This is a genomic window from Ruegeria sp. CH5, assembly GCF_056537025.1.
On record NZ_JBQFQT010000001.1, the window covers coordinates 1,404,553 to 1,421,784 of the forward strand.

12 protein-coding genes are annotated in these 17,232 nt (G+C 57.2%); 6 read left to right on the forward strand and 6 right to left on the reverse strand.

The window, feature by feature from the left end:
• Positions 1–107: 107 nt before the first annotated feature.
• Positions 108–5,222 carry a RecQ family ATP-dependent DNA helicase gene (locus ACR0JC_RS06950; RefSeq protein ID WP_170339977.1) on the reverse strand — a complete coding sequence of 1,705 codons (5,115 nt, stop codon included), beginning with the start codon at positions 5,220–5,222 and terminating at the stop codon, positions 108–110.
• Positions 5,223–5,529: 307 nt separating this feature from the next.
• Positions 5,530–5,712, reverse strand: a complete 183-nt coding sequence (locus ACR0JC_RS06955; RefSeq protein ID WP_170337758.1) for a hypothetical protein — start codon at positions 5,710–5,712, stop codon at positions 5,530–5,532.
• A 425-nt stretch (positions 5,713–6,137) separates the two neighbouring features.
• Between ACR0JC_RS06955 and ACR0JC_RS06960 the strand changes: the two genes are divergently transcribed.
• Positions 6,138–8,954, forward strand: a complete 2,817-nt coding sequence (locus ACR0JC_RS06960; RefSeq protein WP_170337756.1) for a DUF3427 domain-containing protein — start codon at positions 6,138–6,140, stop codon at positions 8,952–8,954.
• A gap of 224 nt (positions 8,955–9,178) precedes the next feature.
• Positions 9,179–9,376 (forward strand): helix-turn-helix transcriptional regulator, encoded by a 198-nt coding sequence (locus tag ACR0JC_RS06965; protein ID WP_170337754.1) that lies wholly within the window; start codon positions 9,179–9,181, stop codon positions 9,374–9,376.
• Positions 9,377–9,699: 323 nt separating this feature from the next.
• On the opposite strand, the gene ACR0JC_RS06970 is transcribed toward ACR0JC_RS06965, so the two are convergent.
• On the reverse strand, positions 9,700–10,740 hold the full coding sequence (locus ACR0JC_RS06970; protein ID WP_170337752.1) for a restriction endonuclease: 1,041 nt from the start codon (positions 10,738–10,740) through the stop codon (positions 9,700–9,702).
• Positions 10,741–11,118: 378 nt separating this feature from the next.
• On the reverse strand, positions 11,119–11,994 hold the full coding sequence (locus ACR0JC_RS06975; RefSeq protein WP_254430685.1) for a DUF6538 domain-containing protein: 876 nt from the start codon (positions 11,992–11,994) through the stop codon (positions 11,119–11,121).
• A 219-nt stretch (positions 11,995–12,213) separates the two neighbouring features.
• On the opposite strand from ACR0JC_RS06975, the gene ACR0JC_RS06980 reads away from it, so the two are divergent.
• From ACR0JC_RS06980 to ACR0JC_RS06995, 4 genes are all read left to right on the forward strand, one after another.
• Positions 12,214–13,068, forward strand: coding sequence for a hypothetical protein (locus ACR0JC_RS06980; protein ID WP_170337750.1), 855 nt, complete (start codon positions 12,214–12,216; stop codon positions 13,066–13,068).
• 65 nt (positions 13,069–13,133) lie between these two features.
• Positions 13,134–13,562 carry a plasmid mobilization protein gene (locus ACR0JC_RS06985; RefSeq protein WP_170337748.1) on the forward strand — a complete coding sequence of 143 codons (429 nt, stop codon included), beginning with the start codon at positions 13,134–13,136 and terminating at the stop codon, positions 13,560–13,562.
• Positions 13,556–15,109 carry a relaxase/mobilization nuclease domain-containing protein gene (locus tag ACR0JC_RS06990; protein ID WP_170337746.1) on the forward strand — a complete coding sequence of 518 codons (1,554 nt, stop codon included), beginning with the start codon at positions 13,556–13,558 and terminating at the stop codon, positions 15,107–15,109. Before ACR0JC_RS06985 ends, ACR0JC_RS06990 begins: the two co-directional genes overlap by 7 nt.
• 151 nt (positions 15,110–15,260) lie before the next feature.
• A complete protein-coding gene (locus ACR0JC_RS06995) occupies positions 15,261–16,301 on the forward strand; it encodes a hypothetical protein (protein ID WP_217361068.1) in 1,041 nt (346 codons plus the stop codon).
• Positions 16,302–16,333: 32 nt separating this feature from the next.
• Here ACR0JC_RS06995 and ACR0JC_RS07000 read toward each other — a convergent pair whose 3' ends face one another.
• Both ACR0JC_RS07000 and ACR0JC_RS07005 read right to left on the reverse strand, forming a co-directional pair.
• Positions 16,334–16,624, reverse strand: coding sequence for a HigA family addiction module antitoxin (locus ACR0JC_RS07000; protein ID WP_170337742.1), 291 nt, complete (start codon positions 16,622–16,624; stop codon positions 16,334–16,336).
• A gap of 14 nt (positions 16,625–16,638) precedes the next feature.
• Positions 16,639–17,226: a hypothetical protein gene (locus ACR0JC_RS07005; RefSeq protein ID WP_170337739.1), complete on the reverse strand. Its 588-nt coding sequence runs from the start codon at positions 17,224–17,226 to the stop codon at positions 16,639–16,641.
• Between the last annotated feature and the right edge of the window lie 6 nt (positions 17,227–17,232).

The following is a 17,232-nucleotide window of genomic DNA, read 5'->3' on the forward strand; positions in this document are numbered from 1 at the left end:
CTTGAATTCATTCGGGAATTCTAACCGGCCCTAAGCGGTCCTTTGCCCCAAGTGCAACGAACGACTGCTTGGCTACCCTTCGTGTTGTTCGGATCCTTTCCGACAACTCATTCATCCTCCTTGACCTCTTCAAAAACCAATTCCGGCACAACGACTTCCCAATTGGCGCGTTTCATCAGGTGATGAAAACGTTCATCGGCATCTTCCTTACGCCAATGTATGATGGCTGCAATCTCGCCGGTGACAAATTTCGTACCCTTCGGGTGTACGAATGCTTTTGCCATCCGCCCAAGGACCCGCCCGTGATGATCCTCGATCTGCCAGCGATCTCCGACACGGGAGAGCCTGACTGGCGCGCCAACTTGCGCTTCAGCAATCGCGTCATGAACAACGTGCCGATCACCTTGGCGCCCTGCGAATGACAGGTCGACCATCTTCATTTCTGGCGACTGAAAGAACCGGCGCGGACCGGGGACTGTCGACAAGTCGGGCACCACTTGCCGCGTGATGACGGCGGGCGACTCGGTGGGAAGGTATTCGTGATTGTCGTTGCTCATGACGATCAAATTGCGCCGCGCACGTGTCATAGCGACATAGAACAGTCGCCTCGGCGCGTCCTGATCTTCGTTTCTCGAGGGCCGTTCCCAACCGCCATCCAGAATGACGACATCGTCAAATTCGAGGCCTTTCGCGCGGTGCGCTGTCAACAATTTAAGGCCACGCTGCTCGCCCCATGAATCCTTCGACCATTCAGCAAACCATTCGATCACGTCAGGGATTGGGAGTGCTTTGCCATCAACTTCACGCGCAAGTTGGCCAAGCCCCTCGCCGATCCTGTCTGTCCAACGGCTTGAGGGTATCGTGTTCAGGATTTCGGTAAGGTCGGTCAAGCTGACCAGGGCTGCGCGCCACTCGTGTAGGCCGTCGATGAACGTCCGCATCTCACGGGTACGCCAAACACTTGGCAAGTTTTCGTTCGCCATTTCGACGGGAATACTATGCGCCTCGGCAAAGTCGCGAACCGGTAGAAGCTTGCGCCAATCACGAGAAATGATTGCCGCCCCCTTCCAGCTCCAATCAGGGATCAGTTTTGACAGGCGGATCAATTCGTTGATTGCCGCAAGGGCCTGAGCGTCATTTCCGGCCGGGCAGCCAAGGATTTGGACTCTGCCCTGTGCAACCGGATCGAGGCTTTCCATGATACCACCGGCCGGTTCCTTTTGCCTGGATTTGTCGACTGAAATACCATGCCCTGCTTTCATACGTTCCCGAGATCCTTCGATCACGGCGTTCGCTGCGCCAATTATGTTTTTCGACGAGCGGTAATTGTCCGTAAGAAAGACCGGTTTTGCTGAATAATCTTGTTCAAATTGCCGGATGTGGCGCACCGATGCACCGGCGAACGCATAGATATTTTGGTCGTCATCGCCAACTGCGAACAGGCTGATGCGTTGATCTGGGTCATCGATACTGCGACCAGCCACCGCTGCGATCAACGCATATTCCTCGGGCCCCACGTCTTGATATTCGTCCACAAGGATCCAGCGGAACCCCTGGATCAACGTCTCTCGCAAGGCTTCGGCCTCGATTTTGTCCAACCCGTCGCCACGCAAGAGACGCGCAGCATCGACCAGAAGCGTCTCGAAATCTGGTTCATCAGCTGGTGCTCGTCCAGCGAAACTCGCGCCTATCAACCGCATGGCTAAAGCATGGATGGTCAAGACCGTTACGAAGCGAGCATCTTCGCCGATGAGCAGACGCAAGCGTTCCCGGATCTCGGCCGCCGCGTGGCGATTGTACGCGAGCACCAGTATTCCGTTTGGATCTTCGCGTTTGATCCTGACAAGGTAGGCGACACGATGGACCAGCACGCGTGTCTTGCCTGATCCCGGCCCCGCGAGCACAAGCACATTTGTCTGCTCGCGGTCGTCACGCACGATCTGCTCTTGTGTCGAATTCCCCAGATTGTCGACGATCTCTGCATAAGACTGTGGAGTTGCCTGACGCCTGAATTCCGAAACTTTCCCCGGCATCCAAGCTTTCATGAAGTCGGACTGTTCCATTGCAAAATAATCATGCGCGAGTCGCTGGGCCTGATTGATGTCTTCGATGCCTTTGTTCGCATAAGCCGCCATTACGTGGGTCTGAACGGTCTGTTCGTTGTAATGATCTTCAAGTGGCGCAAAATGCTGGGTCGTGAAAGCACCGCCTTTCCGATTGATGTGCAACGTCATGGCCGAGCGGAACACGGACAATCCCTTGCCCAGTGTCACCACTTGCTGTTCGTGCAGCCACAGAAGCGCCCGATCCATAAGCTTTGCTGGATCATTTACAGCCCCCCGTAAGAGCGCATCGCTGTTGATCGCAGCAAGTAGATCACCAAGGGTGGTCTCGACAGGAACATCCTTGCCGCGCAGGCCAGCCTGAACCCTGTTGATCAAGTATGAAACCAAACGCTCTGCCGCCTGTCTGCGAAGATGAGCAGTTTGTTCGATTACCGCCCATGACCTTTGCATTCGCACCATGACACTGCCTTTGGACACCTTGCGCAGGCCGATATTGCCTTTACCGCCATCCATGTCGCGGCCATCCTGCGCAATCCCACGAAGCAACCCCTCGACAATATCGGGCCGCACGGAGGCGTGTCCCCGCTCCCGCAGAGCCTGCGCTACTGAGGCCAGATGGCAGGGCACAGCCTCATTGATGTCAGCGTCCGGCGCTTGCTCTCTAAGGATTGCAATCAGGTCAGCTTCTAATCGCGATGCCGCTTCGAACCGCTTCGACGAGGCATTCTCGACACCTACTTGCACGAAGATGGTGATATTTGTGTCGTCCTTTGCAATCCCGAGGGCCTCGAGGTCCGCCAAGGCTTTGCGCAGACTCGACATCGTTAGCCCACTAACGCCGCAGAGCTCGTCCGTGGAAATACCCTCTTCCTGCGGCGCATTGATGATATGCTGCACGATGGCGGCCAGATCCTCGCGCCGCCGATCGGTTATCTCAGCGGATGCCAGGATTTGGCGGACCTCCTTCATGCTTCTTATTCGGAGTGAGGCGGGGAACACCTGCACCCGGTTTTCTTCGCGGTTCAGAAGGTGTGCCTCTTCCAGCCAGGCGACGGCCGTCTTCACCCGCGTATCGTCGGTATTGCTGTCCCGCTGGAAATCTCGCTCTTTCTCCTCATGAACGATCTCGCCGGGTGTGGCGACAATTTCACCGCCTTTTCCGGTCCGAGCATCAAGGCGTCGAAGCGCCTTCAGGATCGCGCCGACTTCATGCCGCGCGAGCCGAGAACGCGCGCTGAGGCTGAACTGACGATCAACATCTTCGGTATTGAACAACAGGACGCAGTTTGCAGGTTCGCGGTCCCGCCCAGCGCGACCCGCCTCTTGCAGGTAGTTTTCCAGCGAACCCGGCACGTCTCCGTGAACCACCAGTCGGATGTCAGGCTTGTCGACCCCCATCCCAAAGGCGTTGGTGGCTGCAATCACGCGCAGATTGCCGACTCGGAAGTCCTCCTGAATTTCACGCTTGTCGTCGGCGCTAAGGCCCGCGTGATAACGTTCAGCGGCGATGCCCTGTTGTTTCAAGAACTCTGCCACGCGCTCGGTAGCGTTTCGGGTAGCACAGTAGACGACTGCCCCAGACACGCCCTCGCGCGGAAGCTGGGCCTCGATCGTGTCGAGGATATCGGTCATTTTGGTAGCCCGCTGCGTTGGTAGCACCTGGAAGCTCAGATTCGACCGCGATGCGCCACCGTCGATCAACGCCAGTTCGGCCCCCAACCTCTCTTTGAAATGACGGCAGATGTCCTGCACGACGTCCGGCTTCGCAGTTGCGGTCAAGCAAAGCACCTGAGCCGGTTCGTCGCCTGAGCTTTCCTTGATAAACCGCGAAACGTAGCGATAGTCGGGACGGAAATCGTGCCCCCATTTTGACACACAGTGCGCCTCGTCCAGCACCCAAAGCCCCACCTCTCTCTGTGCCAGAACGGACCTAACTGTAGTGCTGCGCAGTTGTTCGGGCGAAATCAAAAGGATCGCAGCATCCCCAAGCCGCACCTTGTCGAGCGCATCCTGACGCTCTGGCAACGACAACAACCCGTTAATCGTAACCGCCGAAGATACTCCGGCCCTCACCAAGCCCTGAACCTGGTCTGCCATCAGCGCAACAAGCGGCGAAATAACGACGGTCAAGGCCCCGGTCTTGTCGAACCGAGACAGCGCGGGGATCTGATAACAGATGGATTTACCCGTGCCCGTCGGCAGGATGCCCAACAGGTTGTCGCCTTCCATGGCCGCCGCCACGATCTTTTCTTGAAGCGGGCGTCCGTCATTGTCGGCTGGTTCCGGGCGGAAACTTGGAAAGCCGAACCAGCGTTCGAGCGCACGGGTGGGATCGTTATGCTCTGCGCAATAGCCGCATTGCGGATCACGGCAATTCGTATCCCTCAAGTCTTTGACGAGCCGTGCTGCGTCACGGAATTGCGCCCGCACCCAAGGTGGCATAACAGAATCCCCACCAGCGACTGAAATCCAGGCAAGGGCATATGCCATCGGCCAGCCCAGCCCAGTGTCCGAGAGCCGCTCGAGCAGGACATCCACCTGCGCGCCGCATGCCATGTCTTTTAGCAGCGCCTGAATGGCCCGGTGCGCTTCCGCTTCCGTCGGGATGGGCGCTCCGCGCACCTCGCTGAACAAACGATCAAATCCGTTGCTACCGGGACCTCGACAGCAGAGCCAGTGATAGGCCACCATCGTCTCTGGCGACAATGAGTTCAGCGAAACGAAAGCGTCGGTCTGGTTGCGAAGAACCTCGAACACAAGACGCGCGTCAAGCTCGGGATCGTTGACGTGACCACTTTGAAGTCGCCCATCGCGGTAGTGCTTGACCAGATGGTGATAGGGATTGCGCGGGAACGCCAAAGGGTTGAGCCAAAGCGTGTCAATCGGTCCGTCCGCGAGCTTTGCGAAGCGCGGCGAGACCGCCATGAGATGCGGCAGGTCATGGCGCAGAATATTGTGCCCAATGACATGCGCGAAACCGGCGCAAAATAAATCGAGCTTTTCAAGCGCGGCCCTCGGGTCGCCGCTGCGATGAATTATACCCTCTCCATCGGCATCCGGAACGGCCGCAAAGGCGAATATTTGGGCTAACTTGGGATCGACCTCCAGATCAATAGATAGACAGCGCGACAGGATTTTGGATTGTTCCCACGGAATTTGAACACTTTCAGCTCCCGGCGAAATAGCTGCAGGATTATTATGCGGCCGCGGTCTGCCACGGCCAAGAGCCTTTGATATGCTGCGGGAAAATATGTTCTTCATATTGGCAGGTTAGTTTGAATTCCCAAGGAGCAGAACATTCCGCATCCATTTGACCAAAATTGTTGTCCCGATGCCATGCCAGATTTGCGGGGTGCGACCAGTTTATTATTTTAGGCTTTCCAGATCTCCCCATTTGCAACCAACAGCCGATGGACAATATCACTCGACAACTTGGTGCGGGACCGAAGTTGGCAGGCTCTAGTCAGTCCGGTTGATCATTGTTTTCTTGCTCTCCGGCTTGTTGTTTTTTTTGGAGACCCGCAAACTTCTGGTTGCCGCGACGCACAACTGACTTCAAACCGATCTCCAAAAAACGCCAATTGGCCACACTTCCTTTAGTCATGTTCATTTCGATGCGTTGGTAAAGAACCAACGCTTCAGCCATATTTGTTTTCTTTAAAAGTCATTGGCCGCAAAACTCGGGCGGCCTGCCTATTGCTACCCAATTGGCCTTCGCCGGCGACTAAGGCTGATGTCTCCGTGGCGGATCAACCTCTATCTAATACCAACACCCTAACGTATTGCGCCGACCTGCTCGCGGGCGACGAACACCGCCTTGCAACAATTAATTCTGGGTCAATCGTAGCTTTCGACGGTTTGACCAGTGGGCTCCAAGCGGTGATCCCAACGCAACAAATGTGAAACACCCGTCCATCGGCGCGGAGTATCGCAAGTTGGTTCGTCTCGGGAATTTGCTTAAACAGCGTCGCGACGCCTGGACAAGATCTCGTCAATCTCTAGAAATGTTTCCGCAAAGGGAAAACAACTGAGACGAGTGTGACTGACCCGCGCCTCACCTGTCCAATCTGCATGCACCGTTTGGCCGGGCTGATCCCCGCTCCTCGGCATGTGCCGGCATGGGAAGATCTGACCACCCCCGAGCAACGCAGCATGCTCGCCCAGGTGGGCATGGCGCTCGGAAAGGGCGCCTCAGGCTTCTTGGCATCCTCGGATCACGGTCATTTCCACTTGCGCGAGACATCCGGCGCTCGCCTTGCGACTGGCGGCCAAGATCCCCTATTGCCTTTGCTGGCCGAGCGCCTCGACACTGCGCAATCGGTAGACCTCGCGGTTGCATTTGCGATGGACAGCGGCGTAGCCTTGCTTGAACCTTGGTTCCGCGAACTGCTAACGCGCGGAGGTAGGCTTCGGATCGTTGTGGGTGACTATCTGGACACGACCGACCCGACCGCCCTGGCCCGACTGCTGGACCTCGATGGCGCCGATGTTTTCGTCTTTGAGACACAGGGCCTGAGTTTCCACCCTAAGGCGTGGTTGTTCCGGGCCTCTGACGCGCGCGGGGCCGCCATTGTCGGAAGTTCCAACCTCTCGAAATCGGCGCTGACCGACGGCGTGGAATGGAACCTGCATTCCGAGGAGGCCGCTGACAGCGTCGCTGCGGCATTTGAAGATCTTCTCGCGCGCCCAGAGGTGAAACCGCTGACCGCGGGCTGGATCGATGCCTACGCCAAGCGCCGCAGGGCTCGACCCATGCCGGAATTCACGGCACGCGTTGTGGCTGAAGAAGGCCCTCCTCCAGAGCCGCACGCGATACAGCAAGAGGCCTTGGCCGCCCTCGCGCAAAGCCGGGCAAACGGGCATCGCGCCGGGCTCGTGGTATTGGCGACAGGGTTGGGAAAGACCTGGCTCGCGGCCTTCGACACCATCCAGGCGGGGGCCGACCGCGTTCTGTTCGTCGCCCATCGCGACGAAATTCTGACCCAGGCAATGGCAGCGTTTCGAAAGGTCCGGCCGGACGCCAAGCTGGGGCGCTATACGGGCACCGCAAAAGAAGCCGACGCCGATATCCTCTTTGCGTCTGTCCAAACCCTTGGCCGCATTGGCCACCTGCGGCAGTTCGACCGGGATCACTTTGAATACATCGTGGTCGATGAATTTCACCACGCCGCCGCTCGAACCTACCAAAAGCTGATAGAGCATTTCACGCCCGGGTTCCTCCTTGGCCTCACCGCCACCCCGGACCGGACCGATGGCGCAGACCTGCTGGGCCTTTGCGGCGAAAACCTCGTCTATGAGTGCGACCTCTTTCGCGGGATCGAGGCAGGGCGACTGTCGCCGTTTCACTATTTTGGTGTACCTGATGATGTGGACTATGCGCAGATTCCGTGGCGATCCGGCCAGTTCGATCCAACCGCTTTGGATGCGGCCCTGGCCACCGAAGCCCGAGCTCGGAACGCGTTGGACCAATACCAAAAGCGCGCCATAGGCCCGGCGATCGGCTTCTGCTGTTCGATGCGGCACGCCGACTATATGGCGGACTACTTTCGCGACGCTGGGCTGAGGGCCGTGGCTGTGCACTCCGGCGCAAGCTCCGCACCACGCACAAGCTCCCTGGCGGCACTTGGCCGCGGCGAGATCGACATCCTGTTTGCTGTCGACATGTTCAACGAAGGTGTCGACGTGCCTGAAATCGGCACAGTCCTTATGCTCCGCCCCACCGAAAGCGCGATCATCTGGCTTCAGCAGCTGGGCCGCGGCTTGCGCCGGGTTGAAGGCAAAGTGCTGCAGGTCATCGACTATATCGGGAACCATCGAAGCTTTTTAACTAAGGTCGCCACGCTCTTGCGGGCTGGCGCGGGCGACCGCTCGATCTCGACAAAGCTTGAGGCCCTGCAAGCTGGCGAATTCCACCTGCCACCGGGCTGCGAAGTCACTTACGAACTTGAAGTGATAGACATCCTGCAAAGCCTTCTGCGACCCAAAGAGGGCGCGGCAGAGCTCGAAGCGTTCTATGCCGATTTCCGCGATCGAAACGGTGTCCGGCCAACCGCCGTCGAAGTCTTCCGCAATGGCTTTGATCCACGAGCATCCGGCCATGGCGGGTGGCTCGATTTCGTTCGCGATATGGGCGACCAATTGCCAGAACGGCCGTTCGCAACCCACGGCCGCCTGTTGCGTGACCTGGAACGCCCCAAACGTTATTCCAATGCCGCACTGGTCGGATTGCGCGACATCGTTGCCGGCCGCCAGCCCAGTGAGGGACATTCCGAACTCGCACTGGACCCTTACATTGCCCAAACCACCGAAGGGCTCGGGCTGGCCCGACCAGATGCTTCTGGAAACCTAAAGCCGCTGGTGCGCGAGTTGGTCGAGTGGCGCCTGGCAGAAACTCCTATCGTCCGAGAGGCAGCTGAGGCCTCCGCAACCTTTGTCGGCAAACCCAAATCCCTGGAGCTCTGGCACCGCTACTTAGTACCCGATATCGCCGAGCTCTTCGGCGAGGAATACAAACAGAACCTATGGCGCACCGGGATGAAGGCATTGCCAAAGAAGAAGACTATGATTCTTCTGGCCAATGTTTCCACGCAAGATTTAACCTATGAGAACGCATTTCTTAGCCCATCCCGTCTGAAATGGTTTAGCCAGAACCAGACAAAGCAAGACAGCAAGCATGGCCGAATCATCAAAGGCACCGAGAGGCATGAAGTGCACTTGTTCATCCGCCGCGGAAACAAGGTGAATGGGAAGGTCAACCCATTCATCTATTGCGGGCAACCGAAGTTCGCAGGCTGGGAAGGCGAGAAGCCGATCGAAGTGCAATGGGACCTAAAAGAACCGGTTCCACAAGAGCTTTGGGCAGAGCTTGGCATCCCAAGAAAAGAATGATCCTGTGTGCTGGACATTGAAGTATCAAAGTTTGGCAATGACCAGGACGTAAACAAATGGAGCGGCAAGGTCTGATTTCACGTTTCTTTTCTCGGAGCACCAGCGTTGCCCAAGAAAGGTAGCTAGAGCTGAACTCTTATGTGGATAACCGTGTCCTCGCCATTGCATGCCGACAAGTCGCGACATTTTTCGTTACCACAGACAACAGCAAAGCGAGATTACAGATGGTTATCGACCCGAAACTCAAACTGCTCACCGTCGAAGAAGTGGCGGAAATTTTCCGGCGCGACCGGACCACGATCGACTGCTGGTGTCGCGAACGGCCGGGCTTCCCCAAGAAGATCAGGATGGACCCGGTCGAATCGCGGTTCCTCGCGGCCGAAATCGAGGAATACATCCGGCAGTGCGTCGCGAACCGTTGACGGGCGATTCCGGTGGCACCGGGTACTGCACAGCAGATCCAGGTCTCGGCGAGACAGGCCTGCCCGTGCGTTGCCCCCAGATGCATCACGCAGATTTGTTGCCCCTGTATTCCCCCAGACCCAAACCCAGATTCGACCGACATCAGCACTGAATTGCAGCGATCAAAGTGGCGATCAAAGTGGCGATTTTCTTATTTCATTAGCTTGAAGTGGTGTCCGGGGGCTGCTTGGGTTTCCCGTTCAGTTCCCGTTACAGGCACCTTCGCCAACCCATTGATATCCCTCAGTTTACTGTGGAAACTTTTTGGGCGTAGGACATGGCGCTAAACGCGGAGCGTTAGGCTCCTAGCATCCATTAATTCTATACCGGTTTTCTCGGCGAGTTCGCGGGCGCCTTTGGTGAAGCCAACCAGTGAGAAAACAATCACTCGGTCCACGTCAGGCCTCGTGGAACGAACTCCAACAAGTTCACGGACCACAGCAACTCCAACGTTTTTAGAGTGTTTTTTGGCTTGTATGATTGTGGTGCGGCCAGCTTCATCAATGGCTTCGATGTCAACGGCGCCGTCTTTGCTTGCCTGTGTAACCGTGGTCGACGAGAAGCCCATTTTTTCTAGAGCTCTCGCCACAGCGTGTTCGAACTGCAGCGGCGAAAGGGTTTGCCATCCGGAAAACTCCTCAAGACGCGCGTCAAAGGCTGTAAGCGCAGCTCGATCTGCTTTCTCTGCTTTCTGACGAAGGCTGTACTTCCATCTATGAAGTTCTTCTAACTTCTCGGGATCGGCAGATCTTGGGAGGCTCCAATCATGCTTCCTCAAGCCCAACAGTGCGCCGCTACCCATAAGCCCTGTGAATAGCGAGGGTACGATGCCGATTGGTGAACCGCCGGAAATGAGCACCGCAGTGATCGCTAGGGCGGCCACGCTAAATATTAACATACCTACGCCTTCACCGATCGTACCTTCTCTTTTACCGGCCCACGCCAACTCCTCTTGAGTTACTTCAGGGTGCGGCGAGACCGGCAGACGGCTGAGATTTGGCTCGCTTTGCCAACGTGCAATACTCGTATCATCGGATGTTAGTACGCGCAGTATTTTCGCGGTGACCTCAAGTTCGTTGGTCAGTCGCTCCGTTATATTGATCTCGACCTCGAGCCGATACTCGGTTGGACTCAGATTTGCGTGCCGCAACTGCCGTACTGTCCTAATCCCAGAGATCTCTTGTAAGTCAGGCGAGAGGGCGAGAACGATCACGCCTATCCCCCTTTGGGGCAGGTGGTAGGCGATGGCCTTACCGCTCTTGTTGTACTTGAACACGTCCAATCGCGAGACGTTGTTTTCCTGGCCATTAAGAGCTTTGTTCATTTCTCCGATTTTCTCTACATATCAATGGATTGAGCATGTGTTGAGGAGCTTACTGATACACCTCTAGCCATAATCTGCAATACGCTTCATCCATGAGAACAGTACTCTCAATGGGTACCCTCGGCCATAACTCTGCCCCACTCCTGAAGATTGCCAACCGCCGATCTGGTCAGCGATGTCAGATGGGCACTCGACAGCCCGAAGACGGTCACGCATCGAATGACGGAAGCTGTGCATGGTGCACCGCTCTGGCACCTGCGGCTTCATCCACTTGTTCAAGGCCGCGCTGGCTGCATTAGCATTTGTCTCATTTCTACGGTTGTATCGAGCAAAAGCGAAACGACCATCGTCTTCCTGTTCCAATACGCGTCCCGCGGCCTACAGAGACATTCCAGTAAGCGGCACCACTCGTGCGCTTGTACAAGTTTTCAGACGTCGCCAGGGGTGCTCTCTGACCACCACATGTGGAATGTCTGCATCAACAACGAGGTCCTCGCGAAGTAGTCCCGCAGCTTCTGCGAGACGCAGCCCCGTGTCCGAGATGAGCGCGACGAGCCATCGAAGGTCATCATCTATCTTCATGCATTCCCTCTGCACTGCTTTGATGACGTCCGCTGGCAGCGGGGCCCGTTCTATTACTCCGGATTGACGGTCGTAGTAGACCCCGGTGAAAGGATTGGTAATGTTGACCCCAACTTCGCTTGCCGCGAGGTTCACCACTGATCTGACCGTCCCGAAGATTCTTGTGATGCTGCTTCCAGTAAGTTTCCGCTCAATGAACGCGTCTCTGAAGCGTGTCGCATCTGCCTTGGAATAGCCGAGCAGGTCCTTGTCTCCGCAGACATCGATAACATAACCACACGCTCGCTCAGCGGCGCGGTGGAAGGTCACTGGCCTATTCTGGCCCTTCAGTCTGAGGTAGATTGCCACGGCTTCAGACTGGCTGACAGTAGCATTGTCGTCGTGTTCGGAAGGTAGCAATGACCCGGGAGCCTTAGTGGCGTTCTGTTGCATCCTGAGAAGGTGTTTGCCGGGGAGCTCGCTGCCCTTGATCCGTAAGTGGTACCAGTACTCATCAAGCTGCTGTGCTGCTCTCGTGGCTCTTGAAGCGGCTACCGACGAAGACCGAGTCCTTAATGAATAGGCGATCTTGGACGCTGAGTAGTGCTTCTGAAGGTCTCTGGGGACTCTACGCTCGAAGTAGTAAATGCCATCTTTGGTGTATGAAAAGGGTACCGAAATGTCCTTCGCCATGTCCTACGCCCAAAAAGTTTCCACAGTAAACTGAGGGATATCAATGGGTTGGCGATGGAAATGGTGCCGGGGGCGGAATCCAACCACCGACACGAGGATTTTCAAACCGAAGCTTTTTAAAGAGGCGCAACAGGTTAGGCACGAAAAACCTGTCAAACCCACAACAGCGCATCAAGCACTTAGCGGCGAATTGTCAAACCTTGGGCATGAGGCCTTCCAATGAGCTGGCGCGTGGCAAATGCGTGCGCGGAACGGAAGTTCGGGAGTGCGACGCGCAAGCAAATCATCATGTTTCTGGCGGACAAGGCCTCTGATGATGGGTCGGGCATCTGGTGTTCCAAGGGGACGATCCAGCGGCATACCGAGCTGGGGGAGACCACAGTCAAACGGACGATCCGAGAGTTCCTGAGTGAAGGAATCCTGGTCGAGACCGGCGCGCGAGGGTGCAAGAACGGATTTACGGTCGTTTACCGGATTGATCTGACCCGCATTGAAGCACTGGAATTGACCGCAGAACCCGAGATCGAGACGGGGGCCACAGTGGACCCCGTCCAGACTGGACCCGGAACGGGGGCCACAGTGGCCGGGGTACCGGGGCCACCACGGCCCCCAAACCACCCTAAAACCATCCATAAACCACCTACGCGCGAGCGCGAGGCGGCGGAGGATGAAGAGGCTGAGAAGATTTGGGCGTCCTATCCGCCCGACCGTTTGCGCGGGAAGGCTGAGTGTCTCAGTCGGATCAGGGAGGCCTTGGATGCTGGGACAGAGGTCGAGGACCTGATGCAGGCCGTGAAGGCCTACGCGGCGGACAGCGCAGGCTTTACCCGCTCCAAGGTTTGTTTCTCGGACAACTGGTTCAGGTCGGGACGGTGGCGCGCTTACGTGGAGGACATCACCAAGAACCACGAAGAGACGAAGGCCAAGGAAGCTCAGATGCTGGCAGGCTTGGCAACATGGATCACAGATCGCCATCCACTTTGCCGCCACATCACGCCCGGCCAGATCGATGCGCTTTTGACCGCAGAGCTGGTGACCAAGGCGCAAATCCAAGCAGCGGGCCTCAGATCATGAGCACCACGAGACCGACCGAAGCGCAAACAGCGAGACCGACCGAAGCGCAAACAGCAAGGCGACCCATGTCATACGCTGGCGCTGCTGACACGGGACCTTGCGAGGGGTGGCAAGCCTCCCCTTCGAACCCCACCGGCGCGGGCAAAGCCCCCGCCAAAGAGCCGCTGACCGAGACCTTCGTCTTCCGCTGCACCGCGTCCGAGAAGGCCCAGCTGCGCGCCAAGGCCGATGCCGCTGGCCTGCCAGCCTCGACGCTTCTGCGCGAAGCGCTTGGCCTCACCGAAGTCCGCCGCCGCAAGCCTGTGCCGCGCGTCGATCCGGCGCTCGTGCTGGCCGTCGGGCGCATCGGCGGCAACCTCAATCAGATTGCCCGCTGGCTGAACCAAGCCATGAGGGTCGGGCGCACCGACCTGGACACGCTCACCGTCGCGCGCCGCCTTGTCGTAATCGAACGCCAGCTCGCAGCACTCCTCGATAAGGTGCGGCATTGCTGATCAAATTCTTCCCCAACGGCAAAGGAGCGGGCGCGGGGCCGGTCGGTTATCTCGTGGCGGAGCGCGTGCTGGCCTACGACTACAACCGCGACCTGATCCGCGATGCCGACGGCCAGCCCGTAGCCGTCACGCGAGACCCCTTGCCCGAGGTCCTGCGCGGCAACCCCGAGCGCACCGAGGCCCTGATCGACGCCAGCCGCCACCAGTGGACCTACCGCGCGGGCGTGATCAGCTTTGCGGAGAGCGACAACCCGACGGAGGACCAGCAGACCGAGGTCATGGACGGGTTCGAGCGGCTGGCCTTCGCGGGGCTGGACCCTGAGCAATATGAGGTGCTCTGGGTCCGCCATCGCCACGAAGGCCGGGTCGAGCTTCACTTCTGCACGCCGCGCCTGGAGCTGACGACGGGCAAGAGCCTCAACATCGCGCCGCCGGGTTACCAGGACGCCTATGACAGCCTGCGGGACGTGATGAACCAGCGCTACGGCTGGGCGGACCCCATGGACGTAGAGCGCACCCAGGACGTCCGCGACATCATCGAGTCCCCAACCCGCGCCCAAGGTCGCGACGAGCTGCACGGCTGGATACAGGATCAGATCGATATGGGTCTGATCAATGACCGCGCCACTATGGTCGACGCACTCACGGACGCAGGCTTCGACATGCCACGCACCGGCAAGGCCTACATCACCGCCCGCGACCCCGAGACCGGCGAACGCTGGCGGCTGAAAGGAGAGATTTTCCATGAAGACTGGCAAGCCGACCCGGCTGAGCGAGAAACTGAACGCGGAGCTCGACGAGATCAGGGCCGAACACGTCGCCTCGATCTCGTCCCAGCTCAAGACCTTCAGGATCGATTTGAAGAACATTGTGGGCGCCGCGCAGCATACCATCGCGAGCGATACGCGCCGCTTTCAGACCGAGACGGCGAGCATGTTCGAGACGCGGCTGAGCTCGATCCGACTTTGGCTGACGATCTCGCCCTGGCTGATCGCGGGGATGGTGCTGACGGGGATCGCCTCGATGATGGCCGCGAGCTTCTTCTGGACGGTGCATCTGAAACGCTCGGAGTTGACGGAAATGGGCCTGACACGGATCGAACGGCCCGAGGGGACTTGGCTGATCCTGGACCCATCGAAGACGCGGCTGCGCACCTGCACGATGGCCGGTCAGAGCGTGACATGTATTCGGATCGAGGAGGATTAGATGACCCAACTGACAGCCTTGGAACGCGACTTGCTCGCCTGCGTCGAGCGGTTGGTGACGGCCTCAGAGGCCTCCGCGAAGGACTTGACCGCCTTGGAGACACGCTCGACCGGCAGGATCGAGAAGGAGCTGGCTGGCTTGAAAGACTGCGTGACCTTGCTCATTCGTTCACAGGCCGCATCCATGAAGGCCTTGAACGGATTGTTGAACGACGAGGCGAGCTACAAGACGCTGGACGAGAACTTGGCGCAAAGCTTGAGCTTAGCGAAAGCCGCCGCCGAGAGATTGAGGGACAACTAGACAGCCAGGAGGCGCATGCTGAGCGTGGTTTGAGGCATTAGGGCTCAATTCAAATAACTTCTGGAATGAAAAGAGGCATAAATTTTGGCGGTAGGGCTTGCGCAGAAATTGCGGGTTTGAGAACGATAGCTGGGAAGTGGTCGTCGGTACAGAAGGTTTGGAATGTCGAAATTGCGAAGGGGCTATCGCCAAGTGTCCGTTCAAGCCTCTGTGGGTGTTGGCAAGATTTGCGGCTGGCCGGTTTCTGGGGATGATGAAAAGCCAATAAAGAACCTTAATGGCAAGCCCTCCAAAGGAGTGAGGCAAAAAGAGGCCACAGCTTTTTTTCAGGACTCGCAAAAATACTGGCGTCGAACAGACACAAATGTGGATGTTGAACTGGACAATTTGTGTGCCGCGACACATGGGCATATCCGAAGATCGATCATTTCCGATGTTGAATTCAAGATTTACCATGATCGGATACCTGATTGGGTACATATGGCTGGGATCGAACCTGAGAGCCGCGTTACAAAGAAGAAATTCGAACAGTTGCTTGCAGGATCGCATCCAGATCCGGTGTTACATAAGTTCATCTATCTGCAAGATGTGCAGGGGCTGTTGACGAATATCCAAAGGACAAGCGCGCAAATCAGTCAGGTCATCGGAGAGTTTTATGGCTTGTTCAATGATTGCGAACCCTACGTCTACCAGAAGGAAGAAAGAGTGGGCTTGCGGTCATCGGTTTCGGCGGAAACATCTCTCATACATGCTCATCTCGAAACAATATTTGTCAGGATGAGGAGCATTCTGGACTACGCTGTGAAGTTGGCGTTTGAAGTTGAGCGGGATGTGATTGATTATTCGGAGATCGTTAAACTCAAGGGTCGATCCAAACAGTACGGTGACAAGAAAAGCCTGCAGCTTGATGAACGGGCTGGTACTTTGTTCGTGAAAGATGAACTAATTTGGATGATCTGCTCCATTAGAGATCGCATCGTTCATGATGGTCATCTAGACATCAGCGCAAGAGTCTACGAACAGTTCAAACGGCGTCGTTTGATCGAGCGTTTCATATTGATCCCTGACATGTCTGACGGTCGGTTTGAGGCTTTCAAGAACCGTGCGAACTTTTACGGGAAAGACCAGAAAATCAATCTCGACCTACCCAGAATTTACGATGAATTCTTTGGACGCATGATCAAGACCGTCGGGACGATACATGATCGATATGCCGCGCAGCGCCTGGGGTAAGTTTCACCAAGCGTTTAGCTCAGAGTCGTGAATCAAGCGGCAACCAACGGTTCAATGTCAGATACGTCGATCTCTTTGGCCGCCAGCGCCATGTCATAGTTTGTTTGTAAGTTCACCCAATAGGCCGGGGTCGTATTGAACACGCGGGCGAGGCGCAGCGCCGTGTCAGGCGTGACCCCGGTCGTCCCCTTGATCAACCGCTCGATCCGACTCCGAGGCACACACAGACGCCGCGCAAACGCGATGCCCCTCATCTCCAAGGGATCGAGGTAAAGCTCCTTCAGGACTTCACCGGGATGCATCGGGGCTTCAAGCAAGCTCATCACAAGGCACTACCTCAAGCAGCGCCAGTTTGCGTTTCAGCGTTCATGCCATCTGCGTAGAGGAATTGCTTGGCATCCTCGCGCACTTCGAGCGTCGCCCCATCAATCGCGCCAACGGCAAGGCCCGCGTTCACCCGCCGCGCCGGTTCACCCGCACTTAGCCACTTCCCCGCTTTGCCGACCGCAACGCGCCCTTTGCGCGCTCCGGTACCCTTGCCTTCCGCCGCGTCCATGATGACCACAGCGACCTCTTCCATCCGGAACAGCCCGCCCTGGCTGGCTGGTGGCATCTTGCGCTTCTGCAGAGACTGGCGCGTCACCTCCAACCGTTTGGCAACATCGGCCAAGCTGACGAGGTCAGGCCGCACTTCCCGCAAAACCGAGCCCTTCGGCAATTGCTTTTGGATCGCACGCGCTGCATCCAGGATCGCATCTTCCGCGCGATCACTCGCCGCTTCCAGCGCAACGCCAAGCATGCCAGGCACGCCAGTACCGACGATGGCATCCTCGAAGCCAGCCTCGAAGACCGCGTCCATCAGATCGAACGCTTCATGCTCACCCTCTGGAAGGGCGAAAATCAGTTCGAACTCGATTTCTGCCATATTATT